Here is a 16471-nt window from a genome sequence, read left to right as displayed (position 1 = left end):
GGCGACATAAAAAAACAGGATGAATACCATGTCCGATCGTATTTCGAGAGACGTGATTAATGCGCTTATTACGGGTCATTTTGCCGACCCCTTTTCTGTGCTAGGGATGCACCGTACAGAGGCCGGGCTGGAAGTTCGCGCGCTGTTACCGGATGCCACAGAAGTGTGGGTCATCGAACCCAAAACCGGCCGCAAGGTGGGTAATCTGGAATGCCTCGACTCACGTGGCTTCTTCTCGGGCGTCATGCCCCGTCGTAAAAACCCCTTTCGTTATCAGCTTGCCGTCATCTGGCACGGTCAGCAAAACCTGATTGACGATCCCTATAGCTTTGGCCCGCTCTTAAAAGAGATGGATGCCTGGCTGCTGTCCGAAGGCACCCATCTGCGGCCTTATGAAACGCTGGGTGCCCATGCGGATACCATGGATGGTATTACCGGCACGCGGTTTGCCGTGTGGGCGCCAAACGCCCAGCGCGTCTCCGTCGTCGGGCAGTTCAACTACTGGGACGGTCGTCGTCACCCCATGCGCCTGCGTCGGGAAACCGGCATCTGGGAGCTGTTCATCCCCGGGGCGCATAACGGTCAGCTCTATAAATTTGAGATGATCGATGCCAACGGCAAGCTGCGCATTAAAGCTGACCCGTACGCCTTTGAAGCGGAGCTGCGCCCGAATACTGCCTCGCTTATTTGCGGCCTGCCGGAGAAGGTGGTCCAGACGGAAGAGCGCAAGCAGGCTAACCGCTTCGACGCGCCAATCTCCGTTTATGAGGTGCATCTCGGCTCCTGGCGTCGCCACACCGATGACAATTTCTGGCTGAGCTATCGTGAGCTGGCTGACCAGTTGGTACCCTACGCCAAATGGATGGGCTTTACCCATCTGGAGCTGCTGCCGGTTAACGAGCACCCGTTCGACGGAAGCTGGGGCTATCAGCCCACCGGGTTATACGCACCGACGCGCCGCTTTGGCACGCGCGACGACTTCCGCTATTTCGTTGATGCCGCACACGCCGCCGGGCTGAACGTCATTCTTGACTGGGTGCCGGGCCACTTCCCGTCGGATGATTTTGCGCTGGCCGAGTTCGACGGCACAAAACTGTACGAGCACAGCGACCCGCGCGAAGGCTATCACCAGGACTGGAATACGCTGATCTACAACTACGGTCGTCGTGAAGTCGCGAACTACCTGGTCGGGAACGCGCTTTACTGGATCGAGCGTTTCGGCATTGATGCCCTGCGCGTGGATGCGGTGGCGTCGATGATCTATCGCGACTATAGCCGCAAAGAGGGCGAGTGGATCCCGAACGAGTATGGCGGTCGCGAGAACCTGGAAGCGATTGAGTTTCTGCGCAACACCAACCGCATTATTGGCGAGCAGGTTGAGGGCGCGGTGACGATGGCGGAAGAGTCCACCGACTTCCCGGGCGTTTCCCGTCCGCCGTCAATGGGTGGCCTGGGCTTCTGGTACAAGTGGAACCTGGGCTGGATGCACGACACGCTCGATTACATGAAGCTCGACCCGGTTTATCGTCAGTATCATCACGATAAGCTTACCTTCGGGCTGCTCTACAACTACACCGAAAACTTCATGCTGCCGCTGTCGCACGATGAAGTGGTGCACGGTAAAAAATCCATTCTCGACCGCATGCCGGGCGACGCGTGGCAGAAGTTTGCCAACCTGCGCGCCTATTACGGCTGGATGTTCGCCTTCCCGGGCAAAAAACTGCTGTTTATGGGCAACGAGTTCGCCCAGGGGCGCGAGTGGAACCACGATACCAGCCTCGACTGGCATCTGCTGGAGGGCGCTGACAACTGGCACCACGGCGTGCAGCGGCTGGTCCGCGATCTGAACCTGACCTACCGCCACCATAAAGCACTGCACGAGCTGGACTTCGATCCGTACGGTTTTGAGTGGCTGGTGGTGGACGGCCATGAGCGCTCGGTATTTGTCTTTGTGCGCCGGGATAAAGCGGGTAACGAGATTATCGTTGCCAGCAACTTTACGCCGGTTCCACGTCATCATTACCGCTTTGGCATTAATCAGGCCGGTAAATGGCGCGAAATCCTCAACACCGATTCCATGCATTACCACGGCAGTAACGCCGGTAATGGCGGACTGGTCCAGAGTGATGCCATCGAAAGCCACGGGCGCCCCAACTCCCTGAGCCTGACGCTGCCGCCGCTCGGTACCATCTGGCTGGTGCGGGAGGGCGAATGACGCAGCTTACGGCAGGTAAACCCGAACCGCTCGGGGCGAGCTTTGACGGAAAGGGTGTGAATTTCACCCTCTTTTCTGCTCACGCGGAGCGGGTCGAACTCTGTGTGTTTGATGGGGAAGGTAACGAACATCGTTACGATTTACCGGCGCGCACCGGGGATACCTGGCACGGTTACCTGGCCGGTGGGCGGCCAGGGATGCATTACGGTTTTCGCGTTCACGGTCCCTGGGCGCCTGCTCAGGGGCACTGGTTTAACCCGGCAAAGCTGCTGATTGACCCCTGCGCCCACCGCGTGGAAGGCGAGTTTAAAGACGACCCGATTTTCCACGTCGGCTACGGGGAACCCGACCACCGCGACAGCGCCCACGTGGACCCAAAAAGCGTGGTGGTGGGCGATCGGTACGACTGGGAAGACGATGCCCCGCCGGGCACGCCGTGGGGCAACACCGTGATTTACGAGGCCCATGTAAAAGGGCTGACCTATCTCCATCCGTCTATTCCCAAAGAGATGCGCGGCACCTATAAGGCGCTCGGCCATCCGACCATGATCGCCTATCTGAAACATCTCGGGATCACCGCGCTGGAGTTGTTGCCCATCGCCCATTTCGCCAGCGAGCCTCGCCTGCAGCGGCTGGGCCTGAGCAACTACTGGGGCTACAACCCGCTGGCGATGTTTGCGCTCGACCCCCGCTACGCCGCCCACCCGGACAAGGCGCGGGAAGAGTTTCGTGATGCGGTGAAAGCGCTTCATGCGGCCGGTATCGAAGTGATTCTGGACGTGGTGCTGAACCACAGCGCGGAAAGCGATCTTGACGGTCCGACGCTCTCCATGCGCGGAATTGATAACCGTAGCTATTATTGGATCAGAGAGGATGGTGATTACCACAACTGGACCGGTTGCGGTAACACGCTCAACCTCAGCCATCCGGCGGTGACGCATTTTGCGTATGAATGCCTGAAATATTGGGTGGAAACGTTCCACGTCGACGGTTTTCGTTTTGACCTGGCGCCGGTGATGGGCCGCACGCCGGGGTTCAGCCAGCAGGCGCCGCTGTTTGAGGCGATCAAAAACTGCCCGGTGCTCTCGCGGGTGAAACTGATTGCCGAGCCGTGGGACATTGGTGAAGGCGGCTACCAGGTGGGGAACTTCCCGCCGCTGTTTGCTGAATGGAACGACCACTATCGCGATGCCGTACGCCGCTTCTGGCTGGAGAGAAGCCTGTCGCTGGGGGAGTTCGCCGGACGCTTTGCCGCTTCCAGCGATCTGTTTAAACGTGATGGCAAACGACCGTCTGCTACCGTCAACCTGGTGACCGCGCATGACGGTTTTACGCTCCGGGACTGCGTTTGTTTCAATCAGAAACACAATGAGGCAAATGGCGAGGAGAATCGCGATGGCACTAACAATAACCATAGCTTTAATCATGGTATAGAAGGGTTAGGCGGAAGTCTGGATGTTATTGAGCGGCGACGCGCCAGCGTGCATGCGCTGCTGACGACGCTTTTGTTGTCGCAGGGCACGCCGATGCTGCTGGCAGGGGATGAACATGGCCACAGCCAGCACGGTAACAACAACGCCTATTGCCAGGACAACACCTTAACCTGGCTCGACTGGGGAGAAGCGAACAGCGGCCTGATCCACTTTACCGCGGCGCTGATCCACCTTCGTCAGCAGATCCCCGCGCTCACCGCCAACCGCTGGTGGGAGGAGGGCGACGGCAACGTTCGCTGGCTGAATAAAGACGCGCAACCGTTAAGCGCGCAAGAGTGGCAACACGGCGTACCGCGCCTGCAGATCCTGCTTTCGGATCGCTGGCTGGTTACGCTGAACGCGACGGATGACGTCGCTGAGATTGTTTTACCTGACGGGGAATGGCGCGCCGTTCCCCCCTTTGCCGGAGCGGATAATCCGGTAGTAATGGCTGTCTGGCACGGGCCTGCGCACGGAGTGTGCGTATTCCAAAGATGATAAAAAAGGAGTTAGTCATGGTTAGATTAGAGAAGAACGATCCCTTAATGTTGGCACGCCAGCTCCCCTTAAAAACGGTTGCCCTGATCCTCGCTGGCGGGCGCGGAACCCGTCTTAAAGATTTGACCATCAAGCGCGCCAAGCCGGCTGTTCACTTTGGTGGTAAGTTCCGAATTATCGATTTTGCACTGTCCAACTGCCTGAACTCAGGTATTCGCCGCATTGGCGTCATTACGCAGTATCAGTCGCACACCCTGGTGCAGCATATTCAGCGCGGCTGGTCATTCTTCAGCGAAGAGATGAATGAGTTTGTCGATCTCCTGCCTGCCCAGCAGCGTGTTCACGGTGAAAACTGGTACCGCGGCACCGCTGATGCGGTGACCCAGAACCTCGATATTATTCGCCGCTACAACGCGGAGTACATCGTGATCCTCGCCGGGGATCACATCTACAAGCAAGACTACTCCCACATGCTCATCGACCACGTCGAGAAAGGGGCGCGCTGCACCGTGGCGTGTCTGCCGGTGCCCGTTGCCGAGGCGACGGCGTTTGGCGTGATGCACGTGGACGCGGACGATAAAATTATCGACTTCGTTGAAAAACCGGCCAACCCACCAACCATGCCGGGAGATGACACCAAATCGCTCGCCAGCATGGGGATCTATGTCTTTGATGCAGATTACCTTTATGAGCTGCTGGAAGAAGACGACAAAGACGAACACTCCAGCCACGACTTCGGTAAAGACATCATTCCGAAAATTACCAAAGCTGGCATGGCCTATGCACATCCTTTCCCGCTGTCCTGCGTGCAGTCAGATCCGAATGCGGAACCTTACTGGCGCGATGTGGGAACCCTGGAAGCGTACTGGAAAGCCAACCTCGATCTGGCCTCCGTCACGCCTGAGCTGGATATGTACGACCAGAACTGGCCGATCCGTACCCATATGGAATCCCTGCCGCCAGCGAAATTCGTTCAGGACCGCTCCGGCAGCCACGGCATGACGCTGAACTCGCTGGTCTCTGGCGGGTGCATTATCTCCGGCTCGGTGGTGGTGCAGTCGGTGCTGTTCCCGCGCGTGCGTATAAACTCATTCTGTAATATCGATTCGGCGGTGCTGCTGCCGGATGTCTGGGTCGGGCGTTCGTGTCGTCTGCGTCGCTGCGTGATCGACCGTGCCTGCGTCATTCCTGAAGGAATGGTGATTGGTGAAAACGCGGAAGAAGATGCACGTCGCTTCTACCGTTCTGAAGAGGGGATCGTGTTAGTCACACGGGAAATGTTGCGGAAGCTGCAGATCAAACAGGAGCGATGATGCAGGTTTTACACGTATGTTCTGAGATGTTCCCGTTGTTAAAAACGGGCGGCCTGGCGGATGTTCTTGGTGCATTACCCGCGGCGCAAATCGCTGGCGGAGTAGATACCCGAGTCCTGCTGCCTGCCTTCCCGGATATCCGGCGCGGCATTCCCGATGCAAAGGTGGTGACGCGCCGTGACACCTTCGCCGGACGCATCACCCTGCTGTATGGACATTACAATGGCGTGGGCATCTACCTGATTGACGCGCCGCACTTATATGACCGACCAGGTAGCCCGTATCACGATACGAACCTGTTTGCCTATACCGACAACGTGCTGCGTTTTGCGCTGCTCGGCTGGGTTGGGGCTGAAATGGCGGTAGGGCTGGATCCGTTCTGGCGCCCGGACATTGTGCACGCACACGACTGGCACGCGGGGCTCGCTCCGGCATATCTGGCGGCGCGCGGCCATCCGGCGAAATCGGTCTTTACGGTGCATAACCTGGCGTATCAGGGCATGTACTACGCCCATCACATGAATGACATCGATCTGCCATGGTCGTTCTATAACATGCACGGGCTGGAGTTTAACGGGCAGATCTCGTTCCTGAAGGCCGGGCTTTACTATGCCGACCACATCACGGCCGTGAGCCCGACCTACGCCCGTGAAATTACGCAGCCGGAGTTCGGCTACGGCCTGGAAGGGTTGCTCCGTCAGCGCCATCGTGAAGGGCGTTTGTCGGGGATCCTTAACGGCGTCGATGAACAGATCTGGAACCCGGAGACCGACCTGCTGCTCGCGGCCCGCTATGGCCGTGATTCCGTGGAAGACAAAGCGGAAAACAAACGCCAGTTACAAATTGCGATGGGGCTGAAGGTCAACGACAAAGTGCCGCTGTTTGCGGTGGTGAGCCGTCTGACCAGCCAGAAAGGGCTGGACCTGGTGCTGGAGGCCCTGCCGGGACTGCTGGAGCAGGGCGGACAGCTGGCGCTGCTCGGCGCGGGCGACCCGGTATTGCAGGAAGGCTTCCTGGCGGCAGCGGCGGAACACCCGGGGCAGGTGGGCGTGCAGATTGGCTATCACGAAGCGTTCTCGCACCGGATCATGGGCGGCGCGGACGTCATTCTGGTGCCGAGCCGTTTCGAACCTTGCGGCCTGACGCAGCTCTACGGCCTGAAGTACGGCACCCTGCCGCTGGTGCGACGCACGGGCGGGCTGGCGGATACGGTATCTGACAGCTCACTGGAAAACCTGGCGGACGGTATCGCCAGCGGGTTTGTCTTTGAGGACAGTAATGCCTGGTCGCTGCTTCGGGCGATTCGGCGTGCTTTCGTCTTGTGGTCCCGTCCGTCGCTGTGGCGTTACGTTCAACGTCAGGCGATGTCCATGGACTTTAGCTGGCACGTTGCGGCGCAGTCATACCGCGATCTCTATCAACGCTTGATGTAACGAGGCGAAGTTACTGATATGAACGCTCCTTTTAGCTACTCTTCCCCCACGCTCAGCGTTGAGGCGTTGAAGCACTCTATCGCCTATAAGCTGATGTTTACCATCGGGAAAGATCCGGTCATCGCCAACAAACACGAGTGGCTCAACGCCACCCTGTTTGCGGTGCGTGACCGCATGGTTGAACGCTGGCTGCGCTCCAACCGCGCCCAGCTGTCGCAGGAAACACGTCAGGTTTACTACCTGTCGATGGAATTTTTGATTGGCCGCACCCTCTCTAACGCGCTGTTATCGCTCGGTATTTACGATGACGTTAAAACCGCGCTGGAAGAGATGGGGCTGGACTTAGAAGAGCTGATTGACGAAGAGAACGACCCGGGGCTCGGTAACGGTGGCCTGGGGCGACTTGCCGCCTGCTTCCTCGACTCGCTGGCGACGCTGGCCCTGCCGGGGCGTGGCTACGGCATTCGCTACGACTACGGGATGTTCAAGCAGAACATCGTGGACGGACGTCAGAAAGAGTCCCCGGACTACTGGCTGGAATACGGTAACCCGTGGGAGTTTAAACGTCACAATACGCGCTATAAGGTGCGGTTTGGCGGACGTATTCAGCAGGAAGGGAAAAAGTCCCGCTGGGTGGAAACCGAAGAGATCCTTGCCGTCGCCTATGACCAGATTGTCCCGGGCTACGATACCGATGCGACCAATACGCTGCGTCTGTGGAACGCGCAGGCCAGTAGCGAGATTAACCTGGGTAAATTTAACCAGGGCGACTACTTCGCGGCGGTGGAAGATAAAAACCACTCCGAGAACGTCTCCCGCGTGCTCTACCCGGACGACTCGACCTATTCCGGGCGCGAGTTGCGCCTGCGTCAGGAGTATTTCCTCGTCTCCGCGACGATTCAGGATATCCTCAGCCGTCACTATCAGCTGCACAAGACCTACGCCAATCTGGCGGAAAAAACCGCCATTCACCTCAACGATACCCATCCGGTGCTGTCGATTCCGGAGCTGATGCGTCTGCTTATCGATGAGCATAAGTTCAGCTGGGATGACGCGTTTGAGGTGACCTGTCAGGTCTTCTCTTACACTAACCACACGCTGATGAGCGAAGCGCTGGAAACCTGGCCGGTGGATATGCTCGGCAAAATTTTGCCGCGCCATCTGCAGATCATCTTTGAAATTAACGACTACTTCCTCAAGACGTTGCAGGAGCAGTATCCGAACGATACCGGCCTGCTGAGTCGCGCTTCTATCATCGATGAATCGAACGGTCGTCGCGTACGTATGGCCTGGCTGGCGGTGGTGATCAGCCACAAGGTGAACGGGGTTTCAGAGCTGCACTCGAACCTGATGGTGCAGTCGCTGTTTGCGGACTTTGCGAAGATCTTCCCGACGCGTTTCTGCAACGTGACCAATGGCGTCACGCCGCGTCGCTGGCTGGCGCTGGCAAACCAGCCGCTTTCTGAGGTGCTGGATGAGCACATTGGCCGCACCTGGCGAACCGATCTCAGCCAGCTGAGCGAGCTTGAACAGCACATTGATTTTCCGGCGGTGAACAAAGCCGTACGAGAAGCCAAGCTGCTGAACAAGAAACGTCTGTCAGTCTGGCTGGCGTTGCATCTGAACGTGGTGGCGAACCCGAAAGCGCTGTTCGACGTGCAGATCAAGCGTATTCATGAGTACAAGCGCCAGCTGATGAACGTGCTGCATGTGATCACCCACTATAACCGCATCAAGGCCGATCCGACGGCGGAGTGGGTGCCGCGTGTGAAGATCTTTGCCGGTAAGGCGGCATCCGCTTACTACATGGCGAAGCACATCATTCACCTCATCAACGATGTGGCGAAGGTGGTCAACAACGATCCGGATATCGGCGACAAGCTGAAGGTGGTCTTTGTTCCTAACTACAGCGTCAGCCTGGCGCAGCTGATCATTCCGGCGGCCGATCTCTCTGAGCAGATCTCCACCGCCGGGACGGAAGCGTCCGGCACCAGTAACATGAAGTTTGCCCTTAACGGCGCGCTGACCATCGGCACGCTGGACGGGGCCAATGTCGAAATGCTGGAGCACGTGGGGGCGGAAAATATCTTTATCTTCGGAAATACCACGGAAGAGGTGGAGGCGCTGCGCAAGAAAGGCTACTCGCCGCGTGAGTATTACGAAGAGGATGAGGAGCTACGTCAGGTGCTGACGCAAATCGCCACCGGGGTGTTTAGCCCAGACGAGCCAGGGCGCTATCGGGACCTGGTGGATTCGCTGATTAACTTTGGCGACCACTATCAGGTGCTGGCGGATTACCGCAGCTACGTGGATTGTCAGGACAGGGTGGACGAGCTTTATCGTCAGCAGGAGAAGTGGACCTGCGTCGCGATGCATAACATCGCCAATATGGGGTATTTCTCGTCCGACAGGACCATTAAGGAGTATGCCGAGAATATCTGGCATATTGATCCGGTGCGGTTGTAAAAACAAAGCCCGGTGGCGCTGCGCTTACCGGGCCTACGGGATCGAGTAGGCCGGGTAAAGCGGAGCCGCCACCCGGCTTTTTTACATCACGACGCCAACGACAGCTCACGCTTCCCCGCATGCTGCAGCAACCACTGCGCCACACGCGACTGCTGTTCGGCATTCAGCCACATACCCTCTTTGGTACGACGCCAGATGGCATCATCCAGACGGCGAACCCACTCATGTTCCACCAGATAGCGCAGTTCGGCTTCATACAGCTCGTGGCCAAAATGTTCGCCCAGGTCGGTAATCTCTTTCGCGTCACCCAGGATCAATTCCGTGTTGCTGCCGTAGGTACGGGCATAGTGGCGCGCCATGCCTTCCGTGATGAATGGATAGCGACGACGCAGCTTCGCGGCGTAATCATCGCGGTTGTCGCCGATATCACCGCCAGGCAGTACCGCGCCTTTGGTCCATGCCGGGCCAATGCCTTTGTAGTACGGCGCCAGTTTTTCCAGCGCGTGCTCGGCCAGCTTACGGTAGGTGGTGAGCTTGCCGCCAAACACGGAGAGCAGCGGTGCCTGACCGTCCACGTCGTGAATATCGAGCGTATAGTCGCGGGTAATCGCCTGCGGTGAGTCAGATTCGTCATCGCACAGCGGACGCACGCCGGAGTAAGTCCAGACCACGTCATCGCGGGACAGCTGTTTCTTGAAGTGCGCGTTATACACCTTCAGCAGGTAGTTCACTTCGCTCTCGTCGATCTCGACGTTTTTCGGATCGCCTTTGTACTCCACGTCGGTGGTGCCGATGATGGAGAATTCGTCCATCCACGGGATCACAAACACAATGCGCTTGTCTTCGTTCTGCAGAATGTAGGCCTGCTTCTGGGTGTGCACGCGTGGTACCACAATGTGGCTGCCTTTGATCAGGCGGATACCGTACGGAGATGGCAGATGCATCCCCTCGTCGAAGAACTGTTTCACCCATGGGCCGGTGGCGTTCACCAGACCGCGCGCTTTCCAGCTGAACTTCTCGCCGGTATCTACGTCTTCCGCTTCGACGATCCACAGGCCGTTTTCACGGCGCGCAGCGGTGGCGCGGGTGCGGGTTTTCACTTCGCCGCCTTTCTTCTCAACCATCTGTGCGTTAGCCAGCACCAGACGCGCATCGTCCACCCAGCAGTCGGAATATTCGAAACCGCGCACGATTTCAGGCTTAAGGACCGATTCTGAGCCAAAACGCAAACCGTTTGAACCCGGCAGGCTGGTGCGTTTACCCAGATGATCGTACATAAACAGACCGATTCGAATCATCCACGCCGGACGCAGATGCGGGCGATGGGGCAGGCGGAAGCGCATCGGGATGGCCAGGTGCGGTGCCATCTTCAGCAGCACTTCACGTTCGGCCAGCGCTTCACTGACCAGACGGAATTCATAGTGTTCCAGGTAGCGCAGGCCACCGTGAATCAGTTTGGAGCTGGCGGACGACGTCGCGCAGGCGAGGTCGTTAGCTTCCAGCATCAGTACGGATAATCCGCGTCCTGCGGCGTCTGCCGCAATACCGGCACCGTTGATGCCACCGCCTATCACAATCAGATCTTTGGTTTCCATAACACCCTCACGCACTTTCGTTAAAGCTCAGAAATGTTCGATATCGCTCATAATAGCAAAGGAACGCGCTTTTGGTAACATCAAAAAAACAATTTAGAGTGATATGGATAACATAATGGCGTTTACCCGCCGCCAGGACGTACACTACGGGGTAAAATAGTGCGACTAACTTTTCTCCCTCTCCCCGTGGGAGAGGGCTGGGGTGAGGGCATCAGAGCGCACCCAACCTGAACAACAGAAAGAGAACACCATGGATCAGTTTGAATGTATTAACGTAGAAGAAGCCCACCAGAAGATGCACCAGGGAACGGCGGTGCTGGTGGATATCCGCGATCCGCAGAGTTTTGCGATGGGCCACACCCCGGGTGCGTTCCACCTCACCAACGATACGCTGGGCGCGTTTATGCGCGATAACGACTTCGATACGCCGGTGATGGTGATGTGCTATCACGGCAACAGCAGCAAAGGTGCGGCGCAGTACCTTATTCAGCAGGGCTATGATGCGGTCTACAGCGTCGACGGCGGTTTCGATGCCTGGCATCGTCATTTCCCGGCAGAAGTGGAATACGCTTTTGAGCGCTGATCCCGCTATACTGTCCCCTTTTGTGTGGAAATAAGCGACCGCCGCCCATGTTGATGATCACCTCTTTTACCAATCCGCGCGTCGCCCAGGCGTTTGTCGACTATATGGCAACCCAGGGCATCATCCTGACCGTTCAGCAGCACACGAAAACCGATGTCTGGCTGGCGGATGAAAGCCAGGCCGATCGCGTGAATGCGGAACTGGCCCGCTTTCTTGAGAATCCCGGCGACCCTCGCTATCTGGCCGCGAGCTGGCAGTCGGGGCAGACGGGGAGCGGACTGCACTATCGGCGCTTCCCCTTCCTTGCCACCATTCGCGAGCGCGCAGGTCCGTTTACGCTGCTGCTGATGGCTGCCTGCATTATCGTCTTCATCATTATGAACGTGGTGGGTGACCAGAGCGTGATGATCGCGCTTGCGTGGCCGTACGACCCGTCTCTCGATTTTGACGTCTGGCGCTATTTCACCCACGCGCTGATGCACTTCTCGGTGATGCATATTCTCTTTAACCTGCTGTGGTGGTGGTATCTCGGTGGCGCGGTGGAGAAGCGTCTGGGCAGCGGCAAGCTGATTGTTATCACCCTTATCAGCGCCCTGCTGAGCGGCTATGTGCAGCATAAATTCAGCGGCCCGTGGTTCGGTGGTTTATCCGGCGTGGTGTATGCCCTGATGGGCTATGTCTGGCTCAGAGGCGAGCGCGACCCCGAAAGTGGCATCTATCTGCAGCGCGGATTAATAACCTTTGCGTTAATATGGCTAATTGCCGGATGGTTTGATCTGTTTGGTATGTCTATCGCCAATGGTGCACACGTCACCGGGCTGGCCGTCGGGCTGGCAATGGCGTTTGCCGACACGCTCCATGCGCGAAAACGAACATAATTCCCAGGGATATTTCATGAAACAAACACAACGTCATGACGCCATTATCGAACTGGTAAAAAAACAGGGATACGTCAGCACCGAAGAGCTGGTGGAACAGTTTGCCGTCAGCCCACAAACCATCCGCCGCGACCTGAACGATCTTGCCGATCAAAACCGTATTTTGCGCCATCACGGCGGGGCGGCGCTGCCGTCCAGTTCGGTTAACACCTCGTGGCATGACCGCAAAGCCACGCAGACGGCAGAGAAAGAGCGCATTGCCCGTAAAGTGGCGAGCCAAATCCCCAACGGGGCGACGCTGTTTATTGATATCGGCACCACGCCTGAAGCGGTCGCCCATGCGCTGCTGGATCACGAAAACCTGCGCATCGTGACCAACAACCTGAACGTGGCCAATACCCTGATGCAGAAAGATGATTTCCGCATCATCCTCGCCGGGGGCGAACTGCGCAGCCGCGACGGCGGCATCATTGGTGAAGCGACGCTCGATTTTATCTCTCAGTTCCGTCTCGACTTCGGCATTCTGGGGATCAGCGGCATCGACAGCGACGGCTCACTGCTGGAATTTGATTATCACGAGGTGCGCACCAAGCGCGCGATCATTGAAAACTCACGTCACGTGATGCTGGTGGTGGACCACTCCAAATTTGGCCGTAACGCGATGGTCAACATGGGCAGCATCAGCATGGTAAATGCGGTTTATACCGATGTGATGCCACCGGCGGGCGTGATGCAGGTGATTAAAGATAATAATGTGCAGTTAGAGTTATGTTGAGAAGCCATTCTCCCTCTCCCACGGGGAGAGGGCCGGGGTGAGGGCATCAGCCCGCACAAACCTACACCCCATACCCCATCATCTTCAACAACTGCTGCGCATGCTGCACCGCATCCTGACGGTGCGCCACGCCCAGCTTCTGATACAGATTGCGGATATGCGTTTTGATGGTGGTTGCCGCCACCGCCAGCTCACCGGCAATCTGCTCATTGCTGTAGCCTGAATAGATAAGCCCCAGCACCTGCCATTCGCGCTGCGTCAGCGGGCTGGTGCGAATAAGTTCAGGTACTTCCGGATGGTTCAGCAGGCGTTCAACGAAGTTCTCGTCGAAGTGGGCAAACTTGTGGCGATGGTGCTGGTTAATCTCGCGCAGGATGCGCTGGGCACGGTGCTGATCCAGCTCCGGCAGCGTGTTGAGCTGAATAAGCTGACGCAGCTGCTGAGCCATCACTTCGCCCTCAATCACAAAGTGACTGATAAACCCGGTACGGTTCGCCAGCTGCAACGCCTCCAGCAGTACGCGCTGGGCATCATTTTTACGCCCGGCCTGCCAGTAGAGCTGGTTAAGCAGCAGCAGGTTACGGTTGAGATCGCTCATCAGACGCAGGCTGCGGGCGTTCTCGTTCAGCTCTTCCAGCACAATCTCAGCCGGTTCAAACTCACCGAGCAGGATCTGCGCGCGGGCAATGTTTCGCCACTGACTTTGCAGGAAGTGGTTATTTGCAAATTCAGGTTTTGGCGTCTGGCGCAGCCAGTTGGCGGCGGATTTCTTATCACCCGTCATCTGCCAGTAAATCACCCGCACCTTATCGGCGTTCGAAACCCAGTCGCTGTGATACTGACCATTGCCGAGCAGGTTCTCCAGACGGTTCAGGTGGTTGCGGGCATTATCCAGATCCCCACGCGCCAGCGAGCATTGCACCAGCAGGGCCAGGCACTGCAGTTGCTGCTGCGGCTGGAAGCCGGAAAGCACCTCTACGCCCTGACGGGCACAGCTCTCTGCTTCATCCAGGCGTGACCACGCCCACAGAAGCTGGGCGCGAATACGCAACAGGAACTCGTGCATTGGCAGCTGTTCAAGATGCTGTTCGCGAATCAGCTGAAACGCCTTTTCCTGATTCTCCCAGGCCGCCTGCAGGAACCCCTGAGCAAATAAAATTTCGCTTTGCTGGATCAGGCTCCACAGCGCGTAATGCCAGACATCATGACGGCGGGCCATCTGTTCGGTCTGTTGCATCAGCGACAGGGAGCGCGTCAGCTCACCCTTGCAGTGCAGTACCTCGCCGTGTACCGACGTCGCCACAATGCGGCTGTAGAAATTGGCCAGCGGCAGCTCATCCAGCGCGACCATTGCCAGCCGCTCTGCTTCTTCCGGATCGCCATCGTTGATCGCTACCTGGGCCCGCAAGGCGTTAAATTCGCCGTGCAGGGTGGTATCCATATCGCTTTCCATCTCCTGCTCGGCACGCGCCAGCAGGGTATTCACTTCGCTGTAGCGGTGCTGGCTCTGCATCAGCCAGGCCTGCAGCAGCACCAGACGCGGGTTCTCCAGCAGGCTCTCCCACGGCAGCGCTTTCAGCGACTCTTCCAGCAGCGTCAGTTCGCTGTGGTTAAACAACCCCCACGCGTGGTTGAGGAGGATATCGCGCAGCATGCCGGCATCACCGGCGGCGAGCGCATGATGGATAGCCTCGCTCGGGAAGCCTTGCGCCATCCAGCTCTCAGCGGCAGCCCGGTGGATGTCCGGCAATTCAGTCGCCAGCTCCCACTGGCAACGCTGGCGCAGGAAACTGCCAAACAGCGGGTGATAGCTGAACCATTCACCGGGATCGTCCATCCGCGTCAGGAACAGCCCCTGGCGTTCAATCTCTTCAAGCTGCAGCTGACCGTTTTCGCAGCCGGTCACGCGCACAATCAACGCGTCGTTCATGGAACGCAGCAGGGAGCTCTTCAGCAGGAAATGGCGGGTCGAAGGATCGACGCTGTTCAGCACCTCATCCACCAGGTAATCGGAAAGATGGCTGGCGTTGATCCCCGCCAGGCGACGCGCGGACTGATGCGTCGGGCTGTTGTTTTGCCGGGCGGAGAGGGCAATCAGCTGCAGCGCTGTCGCCCAACCGGCGACATCGTCGCACAGGCGGCTGCTTTCAGCGGCCTCAATCGGTGAGTTCAGGCGGCAGTCAAAGAACTGTTTGGCTTCCTGATGGGTAAAGGCCAGCTGTTGGCTACCCACTTCCAGCAGTTGATCGCGCACGCGCAGGTTGGCAATGCCCAACTGCGGCAGGTTACGCGACAGCACCACCAGGGTCAGGTTTTCCGGCTGATGGCGCAGGAAGAAGCGCATGGACTCATGGATCACCGGGTTAGTGATCATATGATAATCATCAATGACCACGTAAAGCGGGCGGTGCCACTCGGCCAGTTCAATAAACAGCTGAGAGAAAAGGGAGGACAGGCTGGCGTACTGGCGCTTTTGCACCATCACTTCGCTGGCCACGCAGTGCCCGTTGGTGGCCTGCTGAATGGCGGCAATCAGATAGCTGGCAAAACGTTCTTGCTGGTTATCGCCCTCATCAAGGGAGTACCAGCCAAGATCGCTTTTACCTGCGGCCCATTGCGAAATGAGCGTTGTTTTTCCATAACCTGCAGGGCTCGTAACCAGCGCCAGTCGGAAATTATGCGCGCCGGAAAGTTTAGCCAACAGACGCTCGCGGACCACTGTATGGTCAAGACGAACCGGGCGACTTAATTTAGACGGAATCAACATAGGTTTCACTTCACTGTGGGGAACGAGAGAATTTATTTTTTTTGCGCTTCGTAATTAATAGATATAAGGTCGGCCAGAAAGAGAACTATTGCAAGTTATGTCTGGTTTTGGTGGCTCTGAATTTGCACTCTGTCACAAAACATTCAGACAGATGATGGAACTTTCTGGAAAGGGCTGTGATGCCGCGTCAATGCTGGCTTGTATGGCTGTGCTGCGGCTGCGCTGAAACTGGTTTCAGAAAGGTATAGTGACGTCAAATTTAATAAACGCGGGGTAAAGTTTAGTGAAATTAATAATCTTCTTCGTTCTGACCCGGTTGCGGAAATATTATTCTACGTAAGTAATCATTTCAGCGCGTTTTAATTTCACCCGAAACTGCATTTCATTTTCCTGACACGCTTCCCGGTTATCTTTTTATCTTCCTGACACACTCCGACTATGCTCTCAGAGTGGCCTCGATCACACTTTTATGCTCA

10 protein-coding genes are annotated in these 16471 nt (G+C 57.3%); 8 read left to right on the top strand and 2 right to left on the bottom strand.

What is annotated here, in order from left to right:
* The first annotated feature begins 28 nt into the window (after positions 1-28).
* Genes glgB through glgP form a run of 5 tightly spaced genes read left to right on the top strand, consistent with a single transcriptional unit; the run spans position 29 to position 9397 of the window.
* Positions 29-2215 (top strand): 1,4-alpha-glucan branching enzyme, encoded by a 2187-nt coding sequence (gene glgB / locus VF709_RS18175; RefSeq protein ID WP_440232124.1) that lies wholly within the window; start codon positions 29-31, stop codon positions 2213-2215.
* Positions 2212-4185 carry a glycogen debranching protein GlgX gene (gene glgX / locus VF709_RS18170; protein ID WP_440232122.1) on the top strand — a complete coding sequence of 658 codons (1974 nt, stop codon included), beginning with the start codon at positions 2212-2214 and terminating at the stop codon, positions 4183-4185. Before glgB ends, glgX begins: the two co-directional genes overlap by 4 nt.
* Before the next feature lie 17 nt (positions 4186-4202).
* Positions 4203-5498 carry a glucose-1-phosphate adenylyltransferase gene (glgC, locus tag VF709_RS18165; RefSeq protein WP_013099110.1) on the top strand — a complete coding sequence of 432 codons (1296 nt, stop codon included), beginning with the start codon at positions 4203-4205 and terminating at the stop codon, positions 5496-5498.
* The gene (gene glgA / locus VF709_RS18160; RefSeq protein ID WP_013099109.1) at positions 5498-6931 is read left to right on the top strand and encodes a glycogen synthase GlgA; all 1434 of its coding nucleotides are present in this window, start codon (positions 5498-5500) and stop codon (positions 6929-6931) included. Before glgC ends, glgA begins: the two co-directional genes overlap by 1 nt.
* 18 nt (positions 6932-6949) lie before the next feature.
* Positions 6950-9397, top strand: a complete 2448-nt coding sequence (glgP, locus tag VF709_RS18155) for a glycogen phosphorylase (RefSeq protein ID WP_013099108.1) — start codon at positions 6950-6952, stop codon at positions 9395-9397.
* An 86-nt stretch (positions 9398-9483) separates the two neighbouring features.
* Here glgP and glpD read toward each other — a convergent pair whose 3' ends face one another.
* Positions 9484-10992, bottom strand: coding sequence for a glycerol-3-phosphate dehydrogenase (glpD, locus tag VF709_RS18150; RefSeq protein WP_013099107.1), 1509 nt, complete (start codon positions 10990-10992; stop codon positions 9484-9486).
* A 250-nt stretch (positions 10993-11242) separates the two neighbouring features.
* Here glpD and glpE point away from each other — a divergent pair, with 250 nt between their 5' ends.
* Genes glpE through VF709_RS18135 form a run of 3 tightly spaced genes read left to right on the top strand, consistent with a single transcriptional unit; the run spans position 11243 to position 13228 of the window.
* Positions 11243-11575, top strand: coding sequence for a thiosulfate sulfurtransferase GlpE (gene glpE, locus VF709_RS18145; protein ID WP_014833569.1), 333 nt, complete (start codon positions 11243-11245; stop codon positions 11573-11575).
* A gap of 47 nt (positions 11576-11622) precedes the next feature.
* The gene (gene glpG, locus VF709_RS18140; RefSeq protein ID WP_013099104.1) at positions 11623-12453 is read left to right on the top strand and encodes a rhomboid family intramembrane serine protease GlpG; all 831 of its coding nucleotides are present in this window, start codon (positions 11623-11625) and stop codon (positions 12451-12453) included.
* A gap of 16 nt (positions 12454-12469) precedes the next feature.
* Positions 12470-13228 carry a DeoR/GlpR family transcriptional regulator gene (locus tag VF709_RS18135; RefSeq protein ID WP_013099103.1) on the top strand — a complete coding sequence of 253 codons (759 nt, stop codon included), beginning with the start codon at positions 12470-12472 and terminating at the stop codon, positions 13226-13228.
* A 61-nt stretch (positions 13229-13289) separates the two neighbouring features.
* Here the strand turns inward: VF709_RS18135 and malT are convergent, their stop codons facing one another.
* Positions 13290-15995 carry an HTH-type transcriptional regulator MalT gene (gene malT / locus VF709_RS18130; protein WP_149896855.1) on the bottom strand — a complete coding sequence of 902 codons (2706 nt, stop codon included), beginning with the start codon at positions 15993-15995 and terminating at the stop codon, positions 13290-13292.
* Positions 15996-16471: the final 476 nt, after the last annotated feature.

The organism is Enterobacter sp. Lyrl_3, from assembly GCF_051948675.1.
In the GTDB taxonomy this organism is placed as follows: domain Bacteria; phylum Pseudomonadota; class Gammaproteobacteria; order Enterobacterales; family Enterobacteriaceae; genus Enterobacter; species Enterobacter cloacae.
This window is presented reverse-complemented; position numbering and strand designations above follow the sequence as displayed.